19 protein-coding genes are annotated in these 19,489 nt (G+C 41.2%); 14 read left to right on the plus strand and 5 right to left on the minus strand.

Features of this window, described 5'->3' with window-relative positions; genetic code table 11:
* Positions 1-32 precede the first annotated feature (32 nt).
* Entirely contained in the window at positions 33-890 is an 858-nt protein-coding gene (locus tag ACP26M_RS06855; RefSeq protein WP_426587361.1) for a universal stress protein, read from the minus strand.
* Positions 891-1,016: 126 nt separating this feature from the next.
* Here ACP26M_RS06855 and ACP26M_RS06860 point away from each other — a divergent pair, with 126 nt between their 5' ends.
* Both ACP26M_RS06860 and ACP26M_RS06865 read left to right on the plus strand, forming a co-directional pair.
* Positions 1,017-1,496, plus strand: coding sequence for a hypothetical protein (locus tag ACP26M_RS06860; protein ID WP_426587364.1), 480 nt, complete (start codon positions 1,017-1,019; stop codon positions 1,494-1,496).
* Positions 1,497-1,730: 234 nt separating this feature from the next.
* A complete protein-coding gene (locus tag ACP26M_RS06865; RefSeq protein WP_426587366.1) occupies positions 1,731-2,801 on the plus strand; it encodes an AI-2E family transporter in 1,071 nt (356 codons plus the stop codon).
* Positions 2,802-2,994: 193 nt separating this feature from the next.
* Here the strand turns inward: ACP26M_RS06865 and ACP26M_RS06870 are convergent, their stop codons facing one another.
* Both ACP26M_RS06870 and ACP26M_RS06875 read right to left on the minus strand, forming a co-directional pair.
* Positions 2,995-3,837, minus strand: coding sequence for a universal stress protein (locus tag ACP26M_RS06870; protein ID WP_426587368.1), 843 nt, complete (start codon positions 3,835-3,837; stop codon positions 2,995-2,997).
* Positions 3,838-3,896: 59 nt separating this feature from the next.
* Complete coding sequence (locus ACP26M_RS06875) at positions 3,897-4,934, minus strand: zinc-dependent alcohol dehydrogenase family protein (protein WP_426587370.1); 1,038 nt, start codon at positions 4,932-4,934, stop codon at positions 3,897-3,899.
* A 906-nt stretch (positions 4,935-5,840) separates the two neighbouring features.
* On the opposite strand from ACP26M_RS06875, the gene ACP26M_RS06880 reads away from it, so the two are divergent.
* Genes ACP26M_RS06880 through ACP26M_RS06905 form a run of 6 tightly spaced genes read left to right on the plus strand, consistent with a single transcriptional unit; the run spans position 5,841 to position 9,816 of the window.
* The gene (locus ACP26M_RS06880; protein WP_426587372.1) at positions 5,841-6,266 is read left to right on the plus strand and encodes a ubiquinol-cytochrome c reductase iron-sulfur subunit; all 426 of its coding nucleotides are present in this window, start codon (positions 5,841-5,843) and stop codon (positions 6,264-6,266) included.
* A 12-nt stretch (positions 6,267-6,278) separates the two neighbouring features.
* Entirely contained in the window at positions 6,279-6,707 is a 429-nt protein-coding gene (locus ACP26M_RS06885; protein ID WP_426587374.1) for a thioredoxin family protein, read from the plus strand.
* Positions 6,704-7,651 (plus strand): FAD:protein FMN transferase, encoded by a 948-nt coding sequence (locus ACP26M_RS06890; protein WP_426587376.1) that lies wholly within the window; start codon positions 6,704-6,706, stop codon positions 7,649-7,651. Before ACP26M_RS06885 ends, ACP26M_RS06890 begins: the two co-directional genes overlap by 4 nt.
* 3 nt (positions 7,652-7,654) lie before the next feature.
* Positions 7,655-7,882: a DUF4266 domain-containing protein gene (locus ACP26M_RS06895; RefSeq protein ID WP_090526062.1), complete on the plus strand. Its 228-nt coding sequence runs from the start codon at positions 7,655-7,657 to the stop codon at positions 7,880-7,882.
* A gap of 14 nt (positions 7,883-7,896) precedes the next feature.
* Complete coding sequence (locus tag ACP26M_RS06900) at positions 7,897-9,120, plus strand: DUF3570 domain-containing protein (RefSeq protein ID WP_426587378.1); 1,224 nt, start codon at positions 7,897-7,899, stop codon at positions 9,118-9,120.
* Positions 9,121-9,126: 6 nt separating this feature from the next.
* On the plus strand, positions 9,127-9,816 hold the full coding sequence (locus tag ACP26M_RS06905) for a VIT1/CCC1 transporter family protein (RefSeq protein ID WP_176627141.1): 690 nt from the start codon (positions 9,127-9,129) through the stop codon (positions 9,814-9,816).
* Positions 9,817-9,819: 3 nt separating this feature from the next.
* On the opposite strand, the gene ACP26M_RS06910 is transcribed toward ACP26M_RS06905, so the two are convergent.
* Positions 9,820-10,482: a cytochrome b/b6 domain-containing protein gene (locus ACP26M_RS06910; protein WP_426587381.1), complete on the minus strand. Its 663-nt coding sequence runs from the start codon at positions 10,480-10,482 to the stop codon at positions 9,820-9,822.
* A gap of 122 nt (positions 10,483-10,604) precedes the next feature.
* On the opposite strand from ACP26M_RS06910, the gene ACP26M_RS06915 reads away from it, so the two are divergent.
* From ACP26M_RS06915 to mgtA, 4 genes are all read left to right on the plus strand, one after another.
* Positions 10,605-11,279, plus strand: a complete 675-nt coding sequence (locus ACP26M_RS06915; protein ID WP_426587383.1) for a response regulator transcription factor — start codon at positions 10,605-10,607, stop codon at positions 11,277-11,279.
* Positions 11,279-12,529: a sensor histidine kinase gene (locus tag ACP26M_RS06920; RefSeq protein ID WP_426587385.1), complete on the plus strand. Its 1,251-nt coding sequence runs from the start codon at positions 11,279-11,281 to the stop codon at positions 12,527-12,529. Before ACP26M_RS06915 ends, ACP26M_RS06920 begins: the two co-directional genes overlap by 1 nt.
* Before the next feature lie 116 nt (positions 12,530-12,645).
* Positions 12,646-13,404, plus strand: coding sequence for a hypothetical protein (locus tag ACP26M_RS06925; protein ID WP_426587387.1), 759 nt, complete (start codon positions 12,646-12,648; stop codon positions 13,402-13,404).
* Positions 13,405-13,533: 129 nt separating this feature from the next.
* The gene (mgtA, locus tag ACP26M_RS06930; protein WP_426587389.1) at positions 13,534-16,071 is read left to right on the plus strand and encodes a magnesium-translocating P-type ATPase; all 2,538 of its coding nucleotides are present in this window, start codon (positions 13,534-13,536) and stop codon (positions 16,069-16,071) included.
* A gap of 97 nt (positions 16,072-16,168) precedes the next feature.
* On the opposite strand, the gene ACP26M_RS06935 is transcribed toward mgtA, so the two are convergent.
* Positions 16,169-17,038, minus strand: a complete 870-nt coding sequence (locus tag ACP26M_RS06935; protein ID WP_426587391.1) for a universal stress protein — start codon at positions 17,036-17,038, stop codon at positions 16,169-16,171.
* Between the two features lie 147 nt (positions 17,039-17,185).
* Between ACP26M_RS06935 and ACP26M_RS06940 the strand changes: the two genes are divergently transcribed.
* Together ACP26M_RS06940 and ACP26M_RS06945 are read left to right on the plus strand one after the other, a co-directional pair.
* Entirely contained in the window at positions 17,186-18,004 is an 819-nt protein-coding gene (locus tag ACP26M_RS06940; protein WP_426587393.1) for a hypothetical protein, read from the plus strand.
* Positions 18,005-18,113: 109 nt separating this feature from the next.
* Complete coding sequence (locus tag ACP26M_RS06945; protein ID WP_426587395.1) at positions 18,114-19,478, plus strand: hypothetical protein; 1,365 nt, start codon at positions 18,114-18,116, stop codon at positions 19,476-19,478.
* Positions 19,479-19,489: the final 11 nt, after the last annotated feature.

Below are 19,489 nucleotides of genomic sequence, written 5' to 3' on the forward strand. Positions count from 1 at the left end.
ATTTGATCAGCTAATAGTTAGTTACGAGTTGATCAGACCATTTCAGCCGGAATGACCATCAGAGGTAAATGCTGGTTGTCCAAAGCGGCCACCGTTGTAGACTTGTCAAACAGCCCCGACAAAAAAGAGTTTTGATGATGAACAAGTGCCAGTATATCCGATCCGTTATCTTTGCATAACCTATTTAATCGTTTAATCACGTCTTTTCCCCTTATTTCCTGAAAGGTTATATTATCCTGTTTGATTGCATCAATATGGTTAAGTAAAGCCTTTTCTTTTACAGGATCGTCTTCCTCTTCTATGGCGGATACATGGACAATTTCCAGTTGAAAGTGTAGCTGTTTTTGTAAGCCGGTTAAGTAATTGATTGCATTGATATCGGCCAGTTCGAAAGCCGTGGCTAACGTTACTTTTTTTAGCCGGGCTAAATCCGCTGTTGGCGGAATGATCAATACGGGGCATAACGAATGATCTATCACCTGCATCGTATCTCTGCCGAAGATCAAGTGGTCTAAAGAACTATCTGTACTACTGCCGATTACAACAAGGTCAACGTTATTCTCCTGAATAACCGCCGCTGTATTTCTGCCAAGTGAACCTTCACCAAATTGATAATCAATTTTAGGTTCAATGCCTTCTGTAGTTTGATCTGCAATAATATGCCTTAGTTGAATAGCCAATTGGCCCAGCCGTGCCGCGCTTTCATCTTTACGAAAAACGAATTCTTCTACCACCCAGGGGCCACCGGCATATGTAGGAAGTATAGGGTGGTCATAATAAGTGTTGTAAAGCAGTATATCTGCATTTAAATTCCTCAAAGCTTTTGCGGCGGTTTTTGCGGCGTGGTTTGCATTTATCGAAAAGTCAGTGAGCATTAGAATCATCTTCATGGCGTAATTCTTTAGATTGTAAAGCTATCCGTTCATTACCCGACAATAAATGATTAAGATCATTTATTAGCTTGATTACTGCTATTTAAACAGTGCTGTTAGTTGATCACCTTTGATAAAAAAGTCATGAACCAAACACACATCCACCTGCTGATCACCCATCTGCCTATCGTTGGTACGGCTTTGGGTGCATTTGTCCTGATCCATTGGCTATGGAAAAGGAACAAAGGTACACTGATCGCTGCTTATAATGTTTTGATCGTCTCAGCAATTGGGGCCGGTATAGCCTATGCAACCGGCGAGGGTGCCGAAGAAACCATTGAACATTTAAAAGGAATATCAAAACATCTCATTGAAGATCATGAGGAGTTCGCCCTGGTATCTTTGATCGCTTTAATACTTACAGGTGGGGTTTCGCTGATCGGGCTTTTTGCAACATTAAAAAATACATCACAGGTTAGACGTATGGCGTTAATAGTGCTCGCCGTATCCTTGATAAGCTTTGGACTGATTGCAAGGACTGGCTATTTAGGCGGACAAATCAGGCATTCGGAAATCAGAACTGATACGATATCTCCATTAAAACAGAGAAATGACAATGATTGAATAGCGTTATACTTGTTAACCTCACGCATAACGGAGTTATTATATAGTAAATGCCATTACCGTTTATAGGTTATCGACGGCTCCCTTACTTTTGACATTTATTATTGTCAGCTTAACCATCCTTGATTTGTTAGAGGAATCGCACGTACTTATTATTCCGAAATGGGAAACCGATATAAAAGGCTTATATTGGGTAATAAAAAAGCGCGCTCCTAATAGTGTAAAACTGCTCCCATGGTAAACAAAATGCCGGTAACCGTGAAACGGGCCATAGAACTAATTGGCCTGTTTGTTTTAGGAACCATCATCATAGCTGGAAATACGATCATTATGCCTTTGTTGATGGCGTTCTTCTTCAGCTTGGTACTTTTACCCGTCTTTCGTTTTTTCAGGAAGTTAAAAGTGCCGGAGGTTATTGCGGTTTTTTTGCCAATATTGTTATTAACGGTCATCGTGGCGCTGATCATCTGGCTGTTCTCCAGTCAGATAGGTGCTTTGGTAGATGATTTTCCGCAGATTCAACGTACCGTGGCCAAACACCTGGATGACCTAAGTATCTGGATTAGCAAGTCATTTGGATATTCCCCGGCAGAGCAAGTGAAATTCATTAATGTGCAAAGCAAAAAGTTATTCAGTTCTTTAGGCGGAGTTTTAAGCGGCGCGGCTGGATCTTTGTCTGGCATGGTTATATTTATTGGATTATTGCCGATCTATATCTACCTGATCATTCTATACAGAAACCTTTTTTTGAAATTTCTGCTGATGTGGTTTAAAAAAGAGGATTATCTGAATGTGGAGGAAGCTGTAAGGCAAACTGAAAAAATGGTTAAAAGCTATCTTGTAGGGCTGCTGATACAGATTACCTATATCATTATTCTTTTAGGTGGCCTATTATGGTTTTTCGATATTCAAAATGCACTGCTCATTGGTATTATCTTCGCTTTTCTGAACCTGATCCCGTACCTGGGCGCCCTGATCGGCAATATTCTGGGTGTGCTGTTAACGCTCGCTTCGTCAGATAGTATTGCAGATATGCTGATTGTATTGGGAGCTATTACAGTAGTACAATTTCTGGATAACAATATTTTAATGCCGCGTATCGTAGGGTCGCAGGTAAAAATTAATCCGCTTGTTTCCATCGTTGGTATTATTATTGGCGGAAGCATGGCGGGGCTTTCGGGCATGTTCCTGGCGATGCCGGTACTATCCATTTTAAAGATCGTGTTTGACCGCAGCGAAAATTATAGGCAATGGGGTGTATTATTGGGCGATGAGCGGCCTGTAAAGAGCCAGATGCACGTTTAACTCTCTCGGCTATATATTTTCTGGAAAGCCTTATAGCCCTGAAAAACAACTAATGGTAACGGGCTGGCTGTTGTAGCGGACAGCCACAACTTATAATAATACTAAACGCAGGCAGGGTATAGCAAAGATAATTAGCGTTAGTCTATTACAGGTCAAAATGGCAATCCATATCAGGGACAGGACTTTGGCAGAATTATTTGCCCTCCTTTTTTTTAAAGGTGAGTAAAGGAACCTTTCCATAAAAGGAATATTCTGTAGCATTAGAAGGGAAAAATAACTTTTCGAGCATAGACCTGGACTGGTGAGTGAATAAGACCAAAAGGGACGGTTTGCTGATCTGAACAGCGTGATCTATATCTTCCAGTAAATTATTGTTGACATCTCTTTGCAGGTTTAAAAGGCTAATTTTATAACTATTTTTTTTCTGTAAGGTGGCTTCAGCCAACTCTTTGTCAAAAGCAAATTCATTAGGATAGGAGATATGTACCATCTCGACACTGGCACCAATTGGCCTGGCAAAATCGACAACTTCTTTTAATTCGTTTTCATAATCGGTCATATCCGAAGCATACAGGATGTGTTTCAATTCTTTTAAATGGTATGCGCTTGGTATGCATATAATAGGCACAGTCGAACAGCTGATCAATTTTGCGGTATGCGTGCCGAATATTTTTGCGATAGTGCCCGCTCCACGGGTACTGATGCAGATATAGGAACAACTGTTCCTGCTGGCATAATCCGTGATGCCAGCAACTACATCGATATTGGATACTAAAACTAATTCGTAGTTAATTTCGCGTTCATCGATATCACGATAAATGCCTGCAATAAATGATGATAATTCGTCTGTCGTTTTTTTTCTAAATTCATTGGTATACGCCGCAAAAGCGTGGTCTGTCCATTTGAAGGGCTTTAAAAGATGGTATACATGAAGGATGATTAATTCCGCCTTACGCCGGCTGGCCAGTTTAATCGCAAAACGGATAGCTGCTTTGGAATTAGCGGATTGATCTGTTGTAACTAATATCTTTTCCATAATTATTCGAGGTTTAACGGTTGTGATGTTGTTTTATTCGGCACGTATATGCATCTTGTTTAAGAACTTAAAATAACTTTCAGCGCTTTCTCTTCGGCTGCATTGCCAAATGTATCGTATGCTTCTGCCACCTGATCTAATCTGAAACGATGTGTGATTAGTTTGGCGGGCGCTATTTTCTTTGATTGTATCGTTTTTAACAACATTGGTGAAGTCACTGTGTCCACGAGCCTGGTCGTGATAGTAATGTTTTTCGACCACAGGTCTTCCAGGTGTAAACGGACACTTTTTCCATGAACGCCAATGTTGGCGATACGGCCGTCAGGAGCGATAATCGCCTCACATAGCTCGAATGTCTCCGGAATGCCGACAGCTTCTATCGCCACATCAACACCGGTTTGGTTGGTGAGTTTCATTACCGCTTCAATTGTATTTTCATCGCGGCTATTAATAATCTGTGTTGCACCGAATTTTCTGGCCACATCGAGCCGGTTATCATCCTGATCGATCATGATAATTTCCGCAGGTGTATAAAATTGTGCGGTAAGTAAAGTGGCAATCCCGATCGGGCCAGCACCTATTATGGCTATAGTATCTCCAGGTTGTACCTTTCCGTTCAACACGCCGCATTCAAAGCCTGTAGGTAATATATCGCTTAACATCACCAATGCTTCTTCGTCAGAACCGCTGGGTACCAGAAAAAGGCTGTTATCGGCGTGGGGGATACGAACATATTCTGCCTGCGTGCCATCAATTAGGTGCCCTAATAGCCAACCGCCATCTGTACAGTGAGAATACATGCCCTTTTTACAGTAGGTGCATTTACCGCAAGATGTGATACAGGATATAATCACGTGGTCACCCGGCTTAAAATTACTAACAGTGGTCCCCACTTCTTCGATCACGCCCACGCCTTCGTGCCCTATGATCCTGCCATCGGCAACTTCAGGAACATCACCTTTCATAATGTGCAGATCTGTACCGCAAATCGTTGTTTTCAGGATTTTTACAATGGCATCGCTTGTTGATAGCAGTACCGGTTTGGGCTTTTCTTCCCAGGCTTTCTGACCTGGGCCGTGATAAACTAATGCTTTCATATCTTCTGCTTTAACTGCTTATGTTAAGCACAAAATTGCTGTTGTTTTGTTTTTTTATGATGCTGGCCGTCAGGTAAATAAATGATATATATCACTATTTGAAAATGACAGGTAATTGACTTGGCCTTTGTATATTAAACATGTGGGCGGTTTATCTGCAATGGTATTGCACTTGAAGGCCTTGAGACATGTCTGCAAAGGGCAAATCATTTTGAATGATGAGCGTCACCATTATAGTTGATCTTTATCCTGGCCAGGCTTAGGGCGGCGGATTAGCTTTGTATCAACCGATGGATGGAATTTATTCCTGTTTCGGTAAATGATCGCGGGCAGGGATTGAACCATTGTCCGACGTCGTTGCGGAACCGGAAAAACCGGTTCCGCTTTTTTGAATATTGCAGCTGACTTCATTATCAACCAAAGGGATTCTCTATCTTTCTCCCCCGGCGGTATTATTATACCATCTGTAAGTTGTTGGCTTATAGTTTATTGTTTGCTCTGTTTTTTCGTGAAATGTGATTCCGACAATCTGAATGGATATTGAATGGCGATCGTTTTATGTATATTAAATGGCAATAATTGTGTTTACAATAAGCCAACATAGTTTTGAAATATAGTTGACTTTAATTAACTCCAGTAGCAAATTTGATTTTTACCGTGATCTTCTGCATCACTTTTTTAGCGCCAGGTCTTTTTCTCTTTCTCGCCCCTTTTTTTGTTTTAAAATTCGCGATCTGTTAAAATCTGTTAAATACCCGTGATTTCATCTAAACTACAGAATGTAAAGATACTATTGCAATAATTAAATAAACGCACCTGAAGCTGAATTGCTTTACGCAGAGATTTACCTTCAGGAGGCTTGTTTAAGTTGGTTGAGATTTATTGATATACCCCGATCTTAAATTTATGGACAGAAAAGAATTTCTATCAATTGCCGGAATTACGGCAGCGTCATTCGCGCTGATTAACTGTATGGGCTGCAGTAAAAAATCCGACAGTGCGTCGGCAGGTATCACCGGGCCAACCGGCGTGGATTTTACACTTGATCTCAGCTTTTCGGCAAATTCGGCTTTACTCGTGAACGGTGGCTATCTTGCCTCAAAAGGTGTAATAGTGGCTAAAACAATAACCGGCAGCTATATTGCTGTTCAGCAATCCTGCACCCATGAAAGCTATCCTCTTATTTATCAGAGCAGCGAACGGCAGTTTTTTTGCAATAATCATGGTTCCGCTTTCTCCGAAGCCGGAGTTGTTAAAAATTCGCCTGCAAACCGCAACCTTACCGTATATCAAACAACTTTAACCGGCACCTCGTTGCGGATATTCTCTTAACCCGTTGATAAAATGAAATTACTGATCATCTCATTATTGTTGTTTACAGGCAAGCCGGTTACATGGCTTGGTGATTTTAAGAAAGCGCAGACGGAAGCGGCGGCGTCGCATAAGCTCATAGTAATAAATTTTTCCGGCTCTGATTGGTGTAGCCCTTGTATCCGGCTGCGGAAAGAGATTTTGGAATCCGAAAAATTTAATGATTTCGCTGCAGATAAACTTGTTTTGGTAAGGGCTGATTTTCCCCGCCAAAAGAAAAATCAACTAAGCAAAGAGCAGGTACAGTTAAATGAAGCGCTTGCAGATAAATACAATCCTGACGGTAAGTTCCCATTTACGCTGCTTGTTGACGAACATGGTAAGGTATTAAAAGAGTGGGACGGTTATCCAAATGAATCCGCTGAACAGTTTATTGACCAGATCAAAGCGTTTGTCCAATGACAGCCATTGACAGCGGGGCAACCGTACATCAACGTGTGCTGAAACTGATGGGTAACCGTTTTGAGATAAGCGTTGTAGGTAATGACGGGCAATGGGCCGCAAAGTGTATTGATTTGGCTGTAGCGGAGATAAGCCGCATAGAAAAATTACTAACTACGTTCAGTGACGATAGCCAAACCAACCAGATTAACGCCGCTGCCGGAATAAAGCCGGTAAAAACAGATCATGAGGTTTTTCAACTTATTCAGCGTTCGCTAAGAATATCCGAGCTTACGCAGGGAGCATTTGATATTACTTACGGATCAATTGATAAAAGCCTGTGGAATTTTGATGTAAATATGAAAAGTTTGCCTAATGCCGAAACCGCGCGAAATGCTGTACGACTGATCAATTATAAAAATGTGATCATGGATTCTGATCACATGACTGTTATGCTCAAAGAAAAAGGTATGCGTATAGGTTTTGGAGGAATAGGGAAGGGGTATGCAGCTGATCAGGCGAAAGCCATTTTACAGCAAAATGGAGTAAACAGCGGGATAGTAAATGCAGCCGGCGACCTGATTACCTGGGGAACACAACCTAATGGTAAGCCATGGACTATAGCAATAGCAGATCCGAATAAGCAGATGACGCCGTTTTCAACGCTCAATATAAGCAATATGGCTATTGCCACATCCGGTAACTATGAAAAGTACGCTGTGATAAATGGTAAAAAATATTCTCATACCATCGACCCTAAAACGGGTTTGCCGGTAAGCGGAATTAAAAGCGTAAGCATTATTTGTCCGAGCGCGGAGTTTGCCGACGCTATGGCCACACCCGTAACAGTAATGGGGATCAGCGTGGGGTTAGACCTGGTAAACCAACTACAGCAACTTGCCTGTGTGATCATCGACGACAATAACCGCCTTTATACCTCCAATAATATTAATATTAAAAATTAGTACATGAAAAAAATACCCCTGATTAAATTGATGCTGGTAAGTAGCTTACCGGCGCTCGGCCTTACATCTTGCATGTCGGTAAAAGCATATCAGAAAAATCGCCTTAATGATGCGGAGATGGAGCTATCAGCCCGTAAATCGCAAAAGTTTGAGCAAAGTTTCCAATTGTACCGTGAAGGTGGTTCAGGAGCAAATGGCGGAAAGAGCGGCGGTGGCTGCGGATGTAATTAAAACGGCGACCGGAAATGAGGAAAATATATTTATGCGTTGCCGCTTTGTATTTAGGAATAGTTGCTTCGCATGCGCAAACTAAGGCCTTGCCCGTTAAAGATAGCAGCGATTACCAGGCACGTAAGCTTAAAATTGATGAAATTAACATCATATCTGCCTATTACCACCAGGATGGTAACAACTCGGCAGTTACAGGTGGTATCGGCACAGAAAAACTAACTGATTTTGCTAATACCTTCGATCTGCAATTATCCAAATATGGAATAGGAGGAAATAAACACACTTTTACTTTTGAATTGGGTGTTGACCATTATACGTCCGCTTCTTCAGATAAGATCGATCCTTATAGTATTTCTTCCGCATCCAGGCAGGACACCCGTGTATACCCCTCGCTAAATTGGACAGTATCTAATGATAAAACGGGAAATGCATTTGGCTTAACCGGGTCTTATTCACATGAGTTTGATTACCAGTCTTTCGGTGGGGGTATCAACCTGACCCGGGTATCAAAAGACAAAAACACGCAGTTTGATTTTAAGGGACAGGTGTTTCTTGATACATGGAAGGTTATATTGCCGGTTGAATTAAGGCCACCAGGATATGGGTCAGGATCAGAGAGGGACGGGCGGGGTAACGTAGACCATAGCCCCCGCAATTCATTTAGTACCTCGTTTTCAATTTCGCAGGTGCTTACCACGCGTTTACAGGCTTTGTTCATTATCGAACCGTCCTATCAGCATGGGTTACTGGCAACAAAATATCAACGTGATTATTTTACCGATGGATCTGAAAGGGTTGAAAACCTGCCAGGTAGCCGTTATAAATTGCCAATTGCGGTAAGGTTCAATTATTTTCTGGATGATCATTTTGTGATCAGAACGTTTTACAGGTACTACATGGACAATTGGGGGATCCGGGCGCACACAGCCGAATTGGAGATACCCATAAAGCTTACCTCTTTTGTATCGGTAAGTCCATATTATCGGTATAATAATCAGAAGGGTACAAGGTACTTTGCACCTTATGGGCAACATGATCCAACCGCTGTGTACTATACCAGCGATTACGACCTGTCAACACTCCATAGTAGTTTTGTTGGTGCCAACATCAGGTTATCTCCGCCAACCGGCGTATTTGGATGGCAGCATTTCAATTCGCTGGAGATCAGGGCGGGACATTACATGCGCTCGACGGGTTTAAATTCAAATATTGTAACTTTAGCAATGAAGTTTAAATAAAGTCTTATGCATCGTGAACATCATGTAACAAGTTCAGAAACCATCAGGGATATCGTTATCGGCATGTCTGATGGTTTAACCGTGCCTTTTGCGCTTGCAGCAGGGCTAAGTGGAGCGGTAAGTTCGTCGACCCTGGTGGTTACTGCGGGTATCGCCGAAATAGTAGCCGGATCTATTGCCATGGGGCTGGGCGGATATCTTGCCGGTCGAACGGAAGTTGACCATTATCAATCTGAGTTGAAGCGGGAATATGATGAGGTTGAACGTGTACCTGAACAGGAGAAGGCAGAAGTAAAGAAGGTATTTGCAGATTTCGGACTTTCAAAGCATCTGCAGGACGAGATAGCAGATGAGCTGGCAAAAGACAAGACGCAGTGGGTTGAATTTATGATGCGTTATGAACTGGGCCTGGAGGAACCTAATGCAAACCGCGCTACCCAAAGTGCCATCACTATTGGCATTTCCTATATCGTGGGTGGCATCATCCCGCTTTCACCCTATATTATTATTCATGAGGCGCAAGAGGCACTTTATTACTCATGCGGAGTAACAATAATTTGCTTGTTCATTTTTGGCTATTTCAAAAGCAAAATGACCGGTCAGCCTGCGTTAAGCGGCGCGTTAAAAGTGGTAATTATTGGAGCTCTTGCTGCAGGGGCCGCGTTTATTATGGCAAAACTGATTACCGGAAAATGATATTTAGTTATTATTACCACCGTTTATCATGTCTGAGACAATGCCTTTGTCATCTTTCCGCTCAGCCCAAAATACGCCGGTCAAATGAACAAGTATAAACGCGATAATCAGATACATGCAAAATCCGTGAACTTCTTTAACACTATGCCTGATAGCTTTAAAAGGCGCTAACAGATCTTCAAATGCCAGAAATAAACCTGTTACTGCCATTATAATAAGTAAGATATAGAATGCTGCATAAACGGCTTTCACAATGAGCTCATGTTTGGCAAGTTCACGCTCTTTTCTTGTGGAATGAAACTGACGATAGAGGTCCTTTATCCGGCGGATGAATTTTTGATCGGTTACTTGAAAAAGTTCAAGGATGAGCCTGAACAGCAATAACCCCGCTAATACATAACCAAACCAGGTATGTATGCTCCAAACACTATCACCGAGCGCATGAGCAACGGAGCCCGATTGATCATCGGTTATGGTGGCGCCCTGGGTTTTCAGTTGCGTTTTAATTATGTTTGTTAAAGTTCTTCTGTCGGTAATAGTAGAATTGATCAAAACAGTAATTAATGAACCACTGATAACTATTGTGTTTGCCCAATGCCAAAAACGCAAGGGAGCTGAGTATACCCGGCGGGTAAGGGGCCGACGATCAGGTTGGATTATTGCCATAGTTGTTTTGTATCCTCATTTAAAATGTTTGTAAATTACCTGATGATTTTGAAGTAAGTCTGTAGTGTTGGTAATACTTCAGGTTCTCTTCAGTTTCAATTTTTAAATTTGATTAAAAAGCTTTGAAAATACTGGTAATAGAAGACGAGCAAGGTTTACGCGAAAACATCACGAGTTATTTGAATGTAGATGGTAACATTTGTGAAAGTTGTAATGCATTGACTCCCGCACTGCAAAAATTATCTGATTATGATTATGACTGTGTTTTGCTTGACATTGGCTTACCCGATGGCGAAGGGTTTGGTGTACTTGAATACTTAAGCACACAACAAAAAAGCGAAGCTGTTCTGATCATTTCTGCCCGCAACTCGCTCGATGATAAATTGAAGGGGCTCAACATAGGCGCAGACGATTACCTGACCAAGCCTTTCCATTTGGCCGAACTTAAAGCCAGGCTGATGGCTGTTTATCGCAGGAAAGCGCTAAATACCAGCAGCAAGTTGGTTTTTAATGAAATTTCAATTGATATACAGGGACGTAGTGTCGAGGTTAATAAAAATACGATAATACTGACCAGAAAAGAATATGAAATGTTACTGTACTTTATTGCCAATAAAGGTAAAGTAATTTCAAAAAATGCAATTGCAGAACATCTTTGGGGTGACGAGATGGACATGTATGATAGTTTCGATTTTATTTATACCCACATTAAAAACCTCCGGCGGAAAATTCTGGATGCGGGAGGAAGAGATTATTTGACATCTATATACGGACTCGGCTATAAATTCACTGATTGATGAGGCTGTCAGAGCATTATACCAGGACGAGTTTTTATATCACCCTGGCTGTGTTAGTGATAGGAGCAGTGATTTACTACTTCGCTATAAATTACATCGGCACACAGCAACTTGATCGGGCGCTTCAACAGCAGTTAACAGAGGCTGAAGAGTATATCAGGAGCAACAATGGCAATCCGCAGCAATATGACCTTGACCGCGATCACGCTGTATTTGTTAAAACTTACAGTCAACTGTTACAGAAGCGTTTTTTTGACACTATTTATTTAAAACCGAAAGAGCAGCGATGGGAAGCGGGTAGGGCCGTAGAAGACCTCGTAAAGTTAAAAAACAGTAACTACAAGGTTACAATTACTATTTCGAGGGTTGGGCAAAAAAATCTGATCGAACTCATTTCTATTATCACGCTTGCATTACTTGCCGGTTTATTGACGGTACTCTTTATAACCAATAAATATCTGCTAAATGGCCTTTGGAAACCTTTTCAACTCACCCTTAAAGAGATCAAACAGTTCAATATAGCCGACGTTGATCAGTTTAAAGGTAAACCGAGTAAGGTGGACGAGTTTACAGAACTTAATGAAGCCATACGGGAAATGTCTTTAAGGGTAACTCAGGATTATCTTAGCCTGAAACAATTTACAGAGAATGCATCACATGAAATGATGACACCCCTGGCTGTTGTAACCACCAAATTGGATACGCTAATACAGGACGAAACATTGAATGCAGCGCAATTGGCACAGATCGCAGATATTTACAGCTCAGTAAACAAGTCCAGTCGACTTAATCACTCGTTATTACTGCTGGCTAAACTGGAAAATAAGCTGATCATTGAAGAAGAGTCGATTGAACTCGATGTAATACTTGAAAGGAAAATGCTCCAATTTCAGGAACTTATGCAGAATAAGAACCTTACTATCCGGTATAAGTTGCACCCGAAGCAGATATCGGCCAGTAAATACTTGATAGATATTTTACTAAATAATTTGTTTGGTAATGCAATCCGCCATAATGTGCCGGGTGGTGAAATTTTTATTGGTCTTGACCCATACCAACTTTCGATAAAAAATACCGGTATTGCAAATGCGCTGAACGGGCAGCAAATTTTTGAACGTTTTTACAAAAGCAAAGATTCACAAGGTGCCGGACTGGGATTAACACTGGTTAAAAATATTTGCCAGCACTATGGGTATGGCATCCAATACCATTATGACGAGGGAAAGCATGCGTTTGTCATAACCTTTTAATTTCATAGCCTGTTTGTCACGTTTCTTATACATAAGCTTTAACTCCAATTTTACTTCAGATTGTCCCGATAGTTTTAACGCTATACTATTTGTATATAAGTTAAAACCGACTATTGATGAAATATTTATGTTTACTGATCTTAGTGTTTTACGCTCTGGAACTTAAAGCGCAAGATAATTATGAGATTCAGGTTTACGGTTCTGAAACCGTTGAAAAAGGTAAAACAATGTTTGAATTGCATAGCAATTATACTTTAAACGGCAGTAAAACTGTAACCAGCGGAGAACTTCCTACCAACCACGTTGTACATGAAACGATAGAGATCACCCATGGTTGGACGACCTGGTTTGAAACAGGTTTTTATATCTTTAACTCTATTGGAGATGCGGGTAGGACGGCTTACGTCGGCTCTCACATCAGGCCCAGGGTTGCCGCTCCTTCAAGCTGGAACTGGCCCGTGGGGGTAAGTATATCTACAGAGTTTGGCTTCCAGAAAAGTGCGTTCTCGGCGAATACCTCCACGCTGGAAATCAGGCCAATCGTAGATAAAAAATGGAACAAGTTATATATATCCTTAAATCCTACCCTCGAGAAGAGTTTCAAGGGGCCTGATCAAAACCGTGGATTTACCTTTTCACCAAATGTTAAGGGGAGTTACGATGTAACAAAAGTTGTTGCCCTTGGCCTCGAATATTATGGTAGTACCGGGCCATTTTTTCACTACGACCCAATTAAACAACAAGATCACCAGTTGTTTGTCGCCACCGACCTCAATGTAGACCCTAAATGGGAGTTTAACGGAGGAATTGGCTATGGATTTACATCGAATTCGGACCGTGCCATTGTTAAAATAATTATTGGCAGAAGATTTTAGGTTTATTAAAATGTTCTGATAATTAATAGTGACCTGAATCATTTTTCGGACTGATCAGAAGCATTCAGTTTTTAATTCGCAATAGCTCAATTTGTTTAGAATTTTCTAAACCTCTTTTAGCCCAAACTGATGGAAAGCAAAACTAATGATCAACTGAGTAATTTTTGGCAACTTTCTATTAATGATGCATTTAAACTCCTTGAAACTCAGGCAACAGGTATTGGCACTGCCGAAGCTATTAAAAGGCTTAAGCAATATGGTGCCAATACGTTAAAAAAAGCTAATAGATTTAATAACCTGATCATATTATTTTCTCAGTTTAAAAGCCCGGTAACATTGTTGCTTATAGCTGCTGCTTTGCTTTCCGCAGCCCTGGGAGATACCGCCGACACATTGATCATTATGATCATTGTCCTGATCAGCAGCCTTCTTGGTTTCTGGCAGGAAAAAGGTGCAGCAAATGCGGTAAGTGAACTGTTAAAGATGGTTCAGCTACACTGCACCGTGCTACGGGACAACAGGAAGACAGAGCTTGAGGTAACTGCTGTTGTACCCGGAGATGTGATTTGCCTTTCCGCGGGAGATATTATTCCTGCCGATGGCCTTGTTTTAGAATCTGAGGCTTTGTTTGTTGATGAAGCGGCATTTACCGGCGAATCTTACCCGGTAGAAAAAAATCCAGGAGTTGAAAGTGTTGACGCCCCCTTAGCCAGGCGCAACAATTGCCTTTTTATGGGTTCGAGCGTGGTAAGCGGTATTGGAAAGGCACTCATCGTGACAACAGGCCAGCAAACTGAATTTGGGAAAATATCAGATAAGCTGTCATTAAGAATTCCTGAAACTGATTTCGAAAAAGGGATAAGAAAATTTGGATATATGTTAATGGAGATCACGCTTTTGTTAGTGTTGGTGATCTTTGCCGTTAATGTGTTGCTGCATAAGCCGGCGCTGGATTCGTTTTTGTTTTCACTCGCGTTGGCCGTAGGGCTTACACCTCAATTGTTGCCCGCCATCATTAGCGTTAATCTTTCGGTTGGTGCCCGCAGGATGGCCAGTCAAAAGGTGATTGTAAAACGGCTGAGCGCTATTGAAAACTTTGGCAGCATGAATATCTTGTGTTCTGATAAGACAGGGACAATTACAGAAGGTAAAGTAACTTTAAAAGGGACACTTGATTTTAAAGGCGCACCCAGCGATAAAGTTTTTAAATATGCCTGGCTTAATGCCAGCGCCCAGCAAGGGTTTGTCAACCCGATCGATAAGGCCATCTGTTCTGTCCATTATGAGGGAAATGAGGCGAAGGATTTTTCGGCGATTACAGAGGTGCCGTATGATTTTATACGTAAACGGCTTACCGTCCAGGTGAAAATCAAGGCGGGTAACATAGCTATCACGAAAGGTGCTGTGCGTCAGGTCCTTGACGTTTGCAATCGGGTTGAGATATCGGCAGGTATTCTTGCGGATATAGGCGACCATAAAGAAGCGATTTTAGCTCAATATCAGCTTTTAAGTGATTCGGGATTGCGTACGCTTGGAGTGTCATATAAGGAAGTTGGTCCTGATCAAATTTTCACCAGGGAAAATGAGCATGATATGGTTTTCCTTGGGTTTATAACATTGTTTGACCCGCCGCGTGCCGGTATGTCTGAAACTATTCAAAAGCTGCAACATCTCGGTGTCAGACTTAAGATCATTACAGGTGATAACGCACCGGTAGCCAGAAACCTGGCTAAACAGCTTGGGCTTTCATCCGCACAGGTCCTTACCGGTCAGGAAATACGTAATATGAGTAGTGCAGCATTGCGTCATAAGGCGCCCCTTACCCATATTTTTGCGGAGGTTGAGCCCAGCCAGAAAGAACGTATCATAAGTGTTTTAAAAAAAGCAGGGAACGTTGTTGGTTTTATGGGAGATGGTATTAACGATGCGCCAGCGCTGCACACAGCCGATGTGGGTATATCAGTAAATTCGGCGGTTGACGTTGCAAAAGAGGCAGCTGATATCGTTTTATTGGATCAGGACCTAAATGTATTATGTGACGGGATTATAGAAGGCCGTAAAACATTTACAAATACCATGAAGTATATTTTTATGGCTACCAGCGCAAACTTTGGTAATATGTTTAGTATGGCCGGTGCATCGTTATTTTTGCCCTTTTTGCCTTTGTTGCCAAAGCAGATATTGCTTACCAACGTGCTGACCGATTTTCCTGAAATGACCATATCTTCAGACAGGGTTGATGACATTAATCTTAAAACGCCGCAACGGTGGAACCTCAGTTTTATTAAACGATTTATGATCGTTTTCGGTTTATTGAGTTCTGTTTTTGATTATTTGACATTTGCCGTGCTAATTTTTATTTTGCATGCAAATCAAAGAGTTTTTCAAACAGGGTGGTTCACCGAATCGGTGGTTTCTGCAGTTTTAATTGTTTTAGTAGTACGTACCCGACTGTCATTTTTTAAAAGCCTTCCCGGCAGATATCTATCGATAACTACCATTGCAATATTGCTATTGGTGTTAATGATTCCATATTCGCCATTGGCGTCAATATTTGGTTTCGTACCACTGTCCTGGAAATACTATATGTTGATGCTTGCAACTGTTACTGCATATATTCTATCGGCTGAACTTGCCAAGAGATGGTTTTATAAAAAAATTAAATAACCTCTTTGTCCGTTGTACATAGTAACAGCTGTCTGCAAATCGCTATCATAGCTTAAGATGATATTGTACCCTTGTACGGTAATGTGCATGTTAAATTCTATTTCGCGTTTAATATCAGCAACGGAATATTAATGTTTTTAGCCATTTCAAGGGTATGGCTGCCATGAAAAAGTCGTTTTATAAAGTTAAAATGGTGATGTACCATTGCCAGTATATCTATACGTTCGTTTGCGCAAAGTATTGAAAGCCCAGTCTCGATTTTGTCGGCTCTTATAATTCTTTTACTCAAGAAAGAGCATTTTTCCTGATTGGCAATAGCATCAAGTATTTGCTCTATAAATTGTTCGTTTAAGCCAGTATGGTCCGGGTGGTTGTTTACTGATGTTAGGATTAGTTCTGCATCAAGTGGTTCTATCAATTTGTTTAAAGATTCAAGAGCAATTACATCATCCTTTGTACAAGTTAGATCGGTGGCAAACGCGATCCGTTTTATGTCATTAAACTCTGCAGTCTGTGGAACAAGCAATAAAGGGAAATCAAAGCTGTTCATCATGTTTTTTACCATGTTCCCTTGTAAAAGCGTATTTAAGCTGTCTTTGTCATGAGTACCGGCAACGACCATGGCAATATCATTTGTGGAAGATAGGGCCTCTATCATGTTACCTAAATCTCCAAATGAACTCCTAATGGATATGCGTGGAGTGAATCCATTATCGACGTTCAAAGTTTCTGACCAGGTTGCAAGCTGGCTTTTTAGCAATTCCAGCATATTGGTACTTTCCTTGCTTAGCATGTCGTATTCTTCAATCGGCCATGTGATGGTATAAGGGCTCGGTATATCAATTGGCAACAGGCAAGCATTACATAATACCAAATCAGCTTTTAAACCGAGTGACAGTTTTAAGGCATAATGCGCTGCATGTGTTGCGTTGGGAGAGAAATCAGTAAGGGAAATTATTGTTTTCATAGCCATTTTTGATATAAATGTGGAGGATAAAGCCTGCAAAATATATGAGGAAAATCATGTAAATCGCTGATTTACATCAAGTGGATAAAATGTGCCTATGCCTAATTTTGCTATTGTACTTCAATTATTAACCTGAAAACACAGCCTATGAAAACGATCCTGGTAATTGACGATGGTTCTGCGTCCGCTACAAATGCCACGCATCTTGCCTTCAACATAGCAAAGCACATTGGAGCTAATTTAGTTTTGGCCCGGATATATGCGGTAAAACAACCATCGTTTTCTAAAGCATTGCAATTGGCGGGGCACGTTGCCGCTGATGGTTACATACCCGGTCCGTTACGGGGCCAACCGGCCAATTTGTCCTTAAAAGAAGGTGAACATATGCCGCTAATTGAAGAACTTGAAGTGTCAAGTGATACGGAAGCGCAATTGATTGCTTACATCAATAAAAATTGCGTTTGGATGGTTATAAAAGGGTTGCCGGAATCGGCACCATTTAATCGGGACGTTAAGGTGCAGGCGGTTTTAAACCGGATATCTTGCCCGGTGATGCTTGTTCCCCTGAAGTTTGATGGTGGTTTTGAGCGCTTGGTTTACACCGCTGATTTACGATATTGCCGGTTAAATGTTTTGAAACATCTTGCTTCTTTGGCCCAGGCCTTCCAGGCAGATCTGTTACTCGCTCATATTTCGGCAAAGGGTTTGCCCCATATAGAACAAAATTATGCGCTAACACTCTTTAGCGACGAGATAAGTAAAAAAATTGGTTATGAGAGGCTGTTTTTTAGTAATACAAAAGAACGTGATATGTCACGGGCTGTTGATGTTATGATACATAATATGCATGCCGATCTGCTGGCGGTTGTACATCACCGATTTCATTGTGAGCAGTTGAGAACCGAGGGGAGTGATACTTCTGTTCCTGTACAAGTAGGCATCCCGGTGCTTGTCTTTCCATATTGATTTTACAAAGCTGAAACTGTTTTGAGTGTTCAGGATCAATTGGATAAATGACCGTCGTCACTAATTTAACCTGCCAGGCATTGCAATTTTACATCATAAAAACGATATTATGAAAACGGTTGAAATAAGCTTTGCCGCAAGTAAACAAACTCTTATTTGGCTGTTTGTTTTGTGCATTTTTTTTATGCCGGTAGGAGCCATGTCAAAAAGCTATGCACCAGGAAAAACCATTATTTGCAATACAACTGATACTTCGATCACAGCACAGATCGCCGGGCAATTAAATGATAAGGCATTGAATAATGGTTTGTATTTTCCTGTTTCAGCCAAGCGGTTTTACGAAAAACGGGCTTTTGCTCCGGTATGGACAGTGGAACAAAAAGATCAAAATAAAACATGGGCTGCCATGCTCCTGATTGATTGTGTGTTGCAATTTGGTTTAAGGCACGAAGATTATCATCCTAAAGAGTTGCAGTATACCACGTTGCACACCATCCTCGAACAACCCGGTAAAGTAAGCAACAAGCAAAAGGCCCGGTTTGAGATATTCCTCACCGACGCTATGCTCGCTTTTATGAATAACCTGCATTTCGGCAAACTGAACCCATATTATCCGCCAGCAAAAATTGATAAGGCAACCATTAATGGCTTTAAGAGCGAAGAAATATTAACTAATGCGCTCAAATTACCTGCCTTTATGGACGCAGTAGTAAAAGTGCAACCTTTAAACAGAGAGTACGCAATATTTCAACATCAGTTACATTTGATTAAAGGGCTATATGAGGGAGACTGCTATGAAACGCCGGAAGCCGATGTGAGAAAAATTGCTGTGAATATGGAGCGGCTACGGTGGGCCGAAATAAACGATAGTACTTATATCCAGATTAATATCCCAACTTATACATTAAAATTAGTCCTGCCGGATACAACGTTTAATTTCAAAATAGTGGTAGGGTCTCCTGCTACACCAACACCCTTAATGGTAAGTACGCTTACAGATTTTGCTACCGGAACAGGCGCTGTAAATCCCAAAACTAATCAGAGAGACAAAATGATTCCTTATAATCTGTTTTTTAAACAAAAAACAGGCAATCAAAAAAATGGTACTTACATCTATTTCATGCCCGGCAATAAGGCAGGTATAGAGTTGTTGGGTTTATCTGACAAGAATTTATTCAAGAAGCAAAAAAGAGCGACGAGTAACGGGGCAATAAGAATTGAGCGGGGAGAAGAACTTGCTAAATTGTTATTAACTACAGCCGGAAATAAAACAGACATAAAATCCATGCACCGAGCCCTGATGGATCGGGAAATTAAAGTTTTTCAACTTAAAAAGCCTGTCCCAATCAGGATCACTTATATCACTACTGCTATTGTGGATGGCCAGATTGTAAAATATGAAGATGTATATAACCTTGACAGTAAGGTTGAAAATCAGCTTTATGGCCTTAAACCCGTCAATAAAACAAAGTGAGCGGTTTTAAT

Origin of the sequence: Mucilaginibacter sp. R-33, assembly GCF_049949235.1 — a bacterium.
GTDB lineage: Bacteria > Bacteroidota > Bacteroidia > Sphingobacteriales > Sphingobacteriaceae > Mucilaginibacter.

What these genes read in the sequence shown, in the direction of transcription:
- ACP26M_RS06875 (WP_426587370.1), bottom strand. Translation starts at nt 4,934, where the DNA reads ATGAAAGCATTAGTTTATCACGGCCCAGGTCAGAAAGCCTGGGAAGAA.
- ACP26M_RS06905 (WP_176627141.1), top strand. Translation starts at nt 9,127, where the DNA reads ATGCATCGTGAACATCATGTAACAAGTTCAGAAACCATCAGGGATATC.
- ACP26M_RS06890 (WP_426587376.1), top strand. Translation starts at nt 6,704, where the DNA reads ATGACAGCCATTGACAGCGGGGCAACCGTACATCAACGTGTGCTGAAA.
- ACP26M_RS06870 (WP_426587368.1), bottom strand. Translation starts at nt 3,837, where the DNA reads ATGGAAAAGATATTAGTTACAACAGATCAATCCGCTAATTCCAAAGCA.
- ACP26M_RS06935 (WP_426587391.1), bottom strand. Translation starts at nt 17,038, where the DNA reads ATGAAAACAATAATTTCCCTTACTGATTTCTCTCCCAACGCAACACAT.
- ACP26M_RS06865 (WP_426587366.1), top strand. Translation starts at nt 1,731, where the DNA reads ATGGTAAACAAAATGCCGGTAACCGTGAAACGGGCCATAGAACTAATT.
- ACP26M_RS06895 (WP_090526062.1), top strand. Translation starts at nt 7,655, where the DNA reads ATGAAAAAAATACCCCTGATTAAATTGATGCTGGTAAGTAGCTTACCG.
- ACP26M_RS06910 (WP_426587381.1), bottom strand. Translation starts at nt 10,482, where the DNA reads ATGGCAATAATCCAACCTGATCGTCGGCCCCTTACCCGCCGGGTATAC.
- ACP26M_RS06885 (WP_426587374.1), top strand. Translation starts at nt 6,279, where the DNA reads ATGAAATTACTGATCATCTCATTATTGTTGTTTACAGGCAAGCCGGTT.
- ACP26M_RS06920 (WP_426587385.1), top strand. Translation starts at nt 11,279, where the DNA reads ATGAGGCTGTCAGAGCATTATACCAGGACGAGTTTTTATATCACCCTG.
- ACP26M_RS06860 (WP_426587364.1), top strand. Translation starts at nt 1,017, where the DNA reads ATGAACCAAACACACATCCACCTGCTGATCACCCATCTGCCTATCGTT.
- ACP26M_RS06900 (WP_426587378.1), top strand. Translation starts at nt 7,897, where the DNA reads ATGAGGAAAATATATTTATGCGTTGCCGCTTTGTATTTAGGAATAGTT.
- mgtA (WP_426587389.1), top strand. Translation starts at nt 13,534, where the DNA reads ATGGAAAGCAAAACTAATGATCAACTGAGTAATTTTTGGCAACTTTCT.
- ACP26M_RS06940 (WP_426587393.1), top strand. Translation starts at nt 17,186, where the DNA reads ATGAAAACGATCCTGGTAATTGACGATGGTTCTGCGTCCGCTACAAAT.
- ACP26M_RS06945 (WP_426587395.1), top strand. Translation starts at nt 18,114, where the DNA reads ATGAAAACGGTTGAAATAAGCTTTGCCGCAAGTAAACAAACTCTTATT.
- ACP26M_RS06925 (WP_426587387.1), top strand. Translation starts at nt 12,646, where the DNA reads ATGAAATATTTATGTTTACTGATCTTAGTGTTTTACGCTCTGGAACTT.
- ACP26M_RS06855 (WP_426587361.1), bottom strand. Translation starts at nt 890, where the DNA reads ATGAAGATGATTCTAATGCTCACTGACTTTTCGATAAATGCAAACCAC.
- ACP26M_RS06880 (WP_426587372.1), top strand. Translation starts at nt 5,841, where the DNA reads ATGGACAGAAAAGAATTTCTATCAATTGCCGGAATTACGGCAGCGTCA.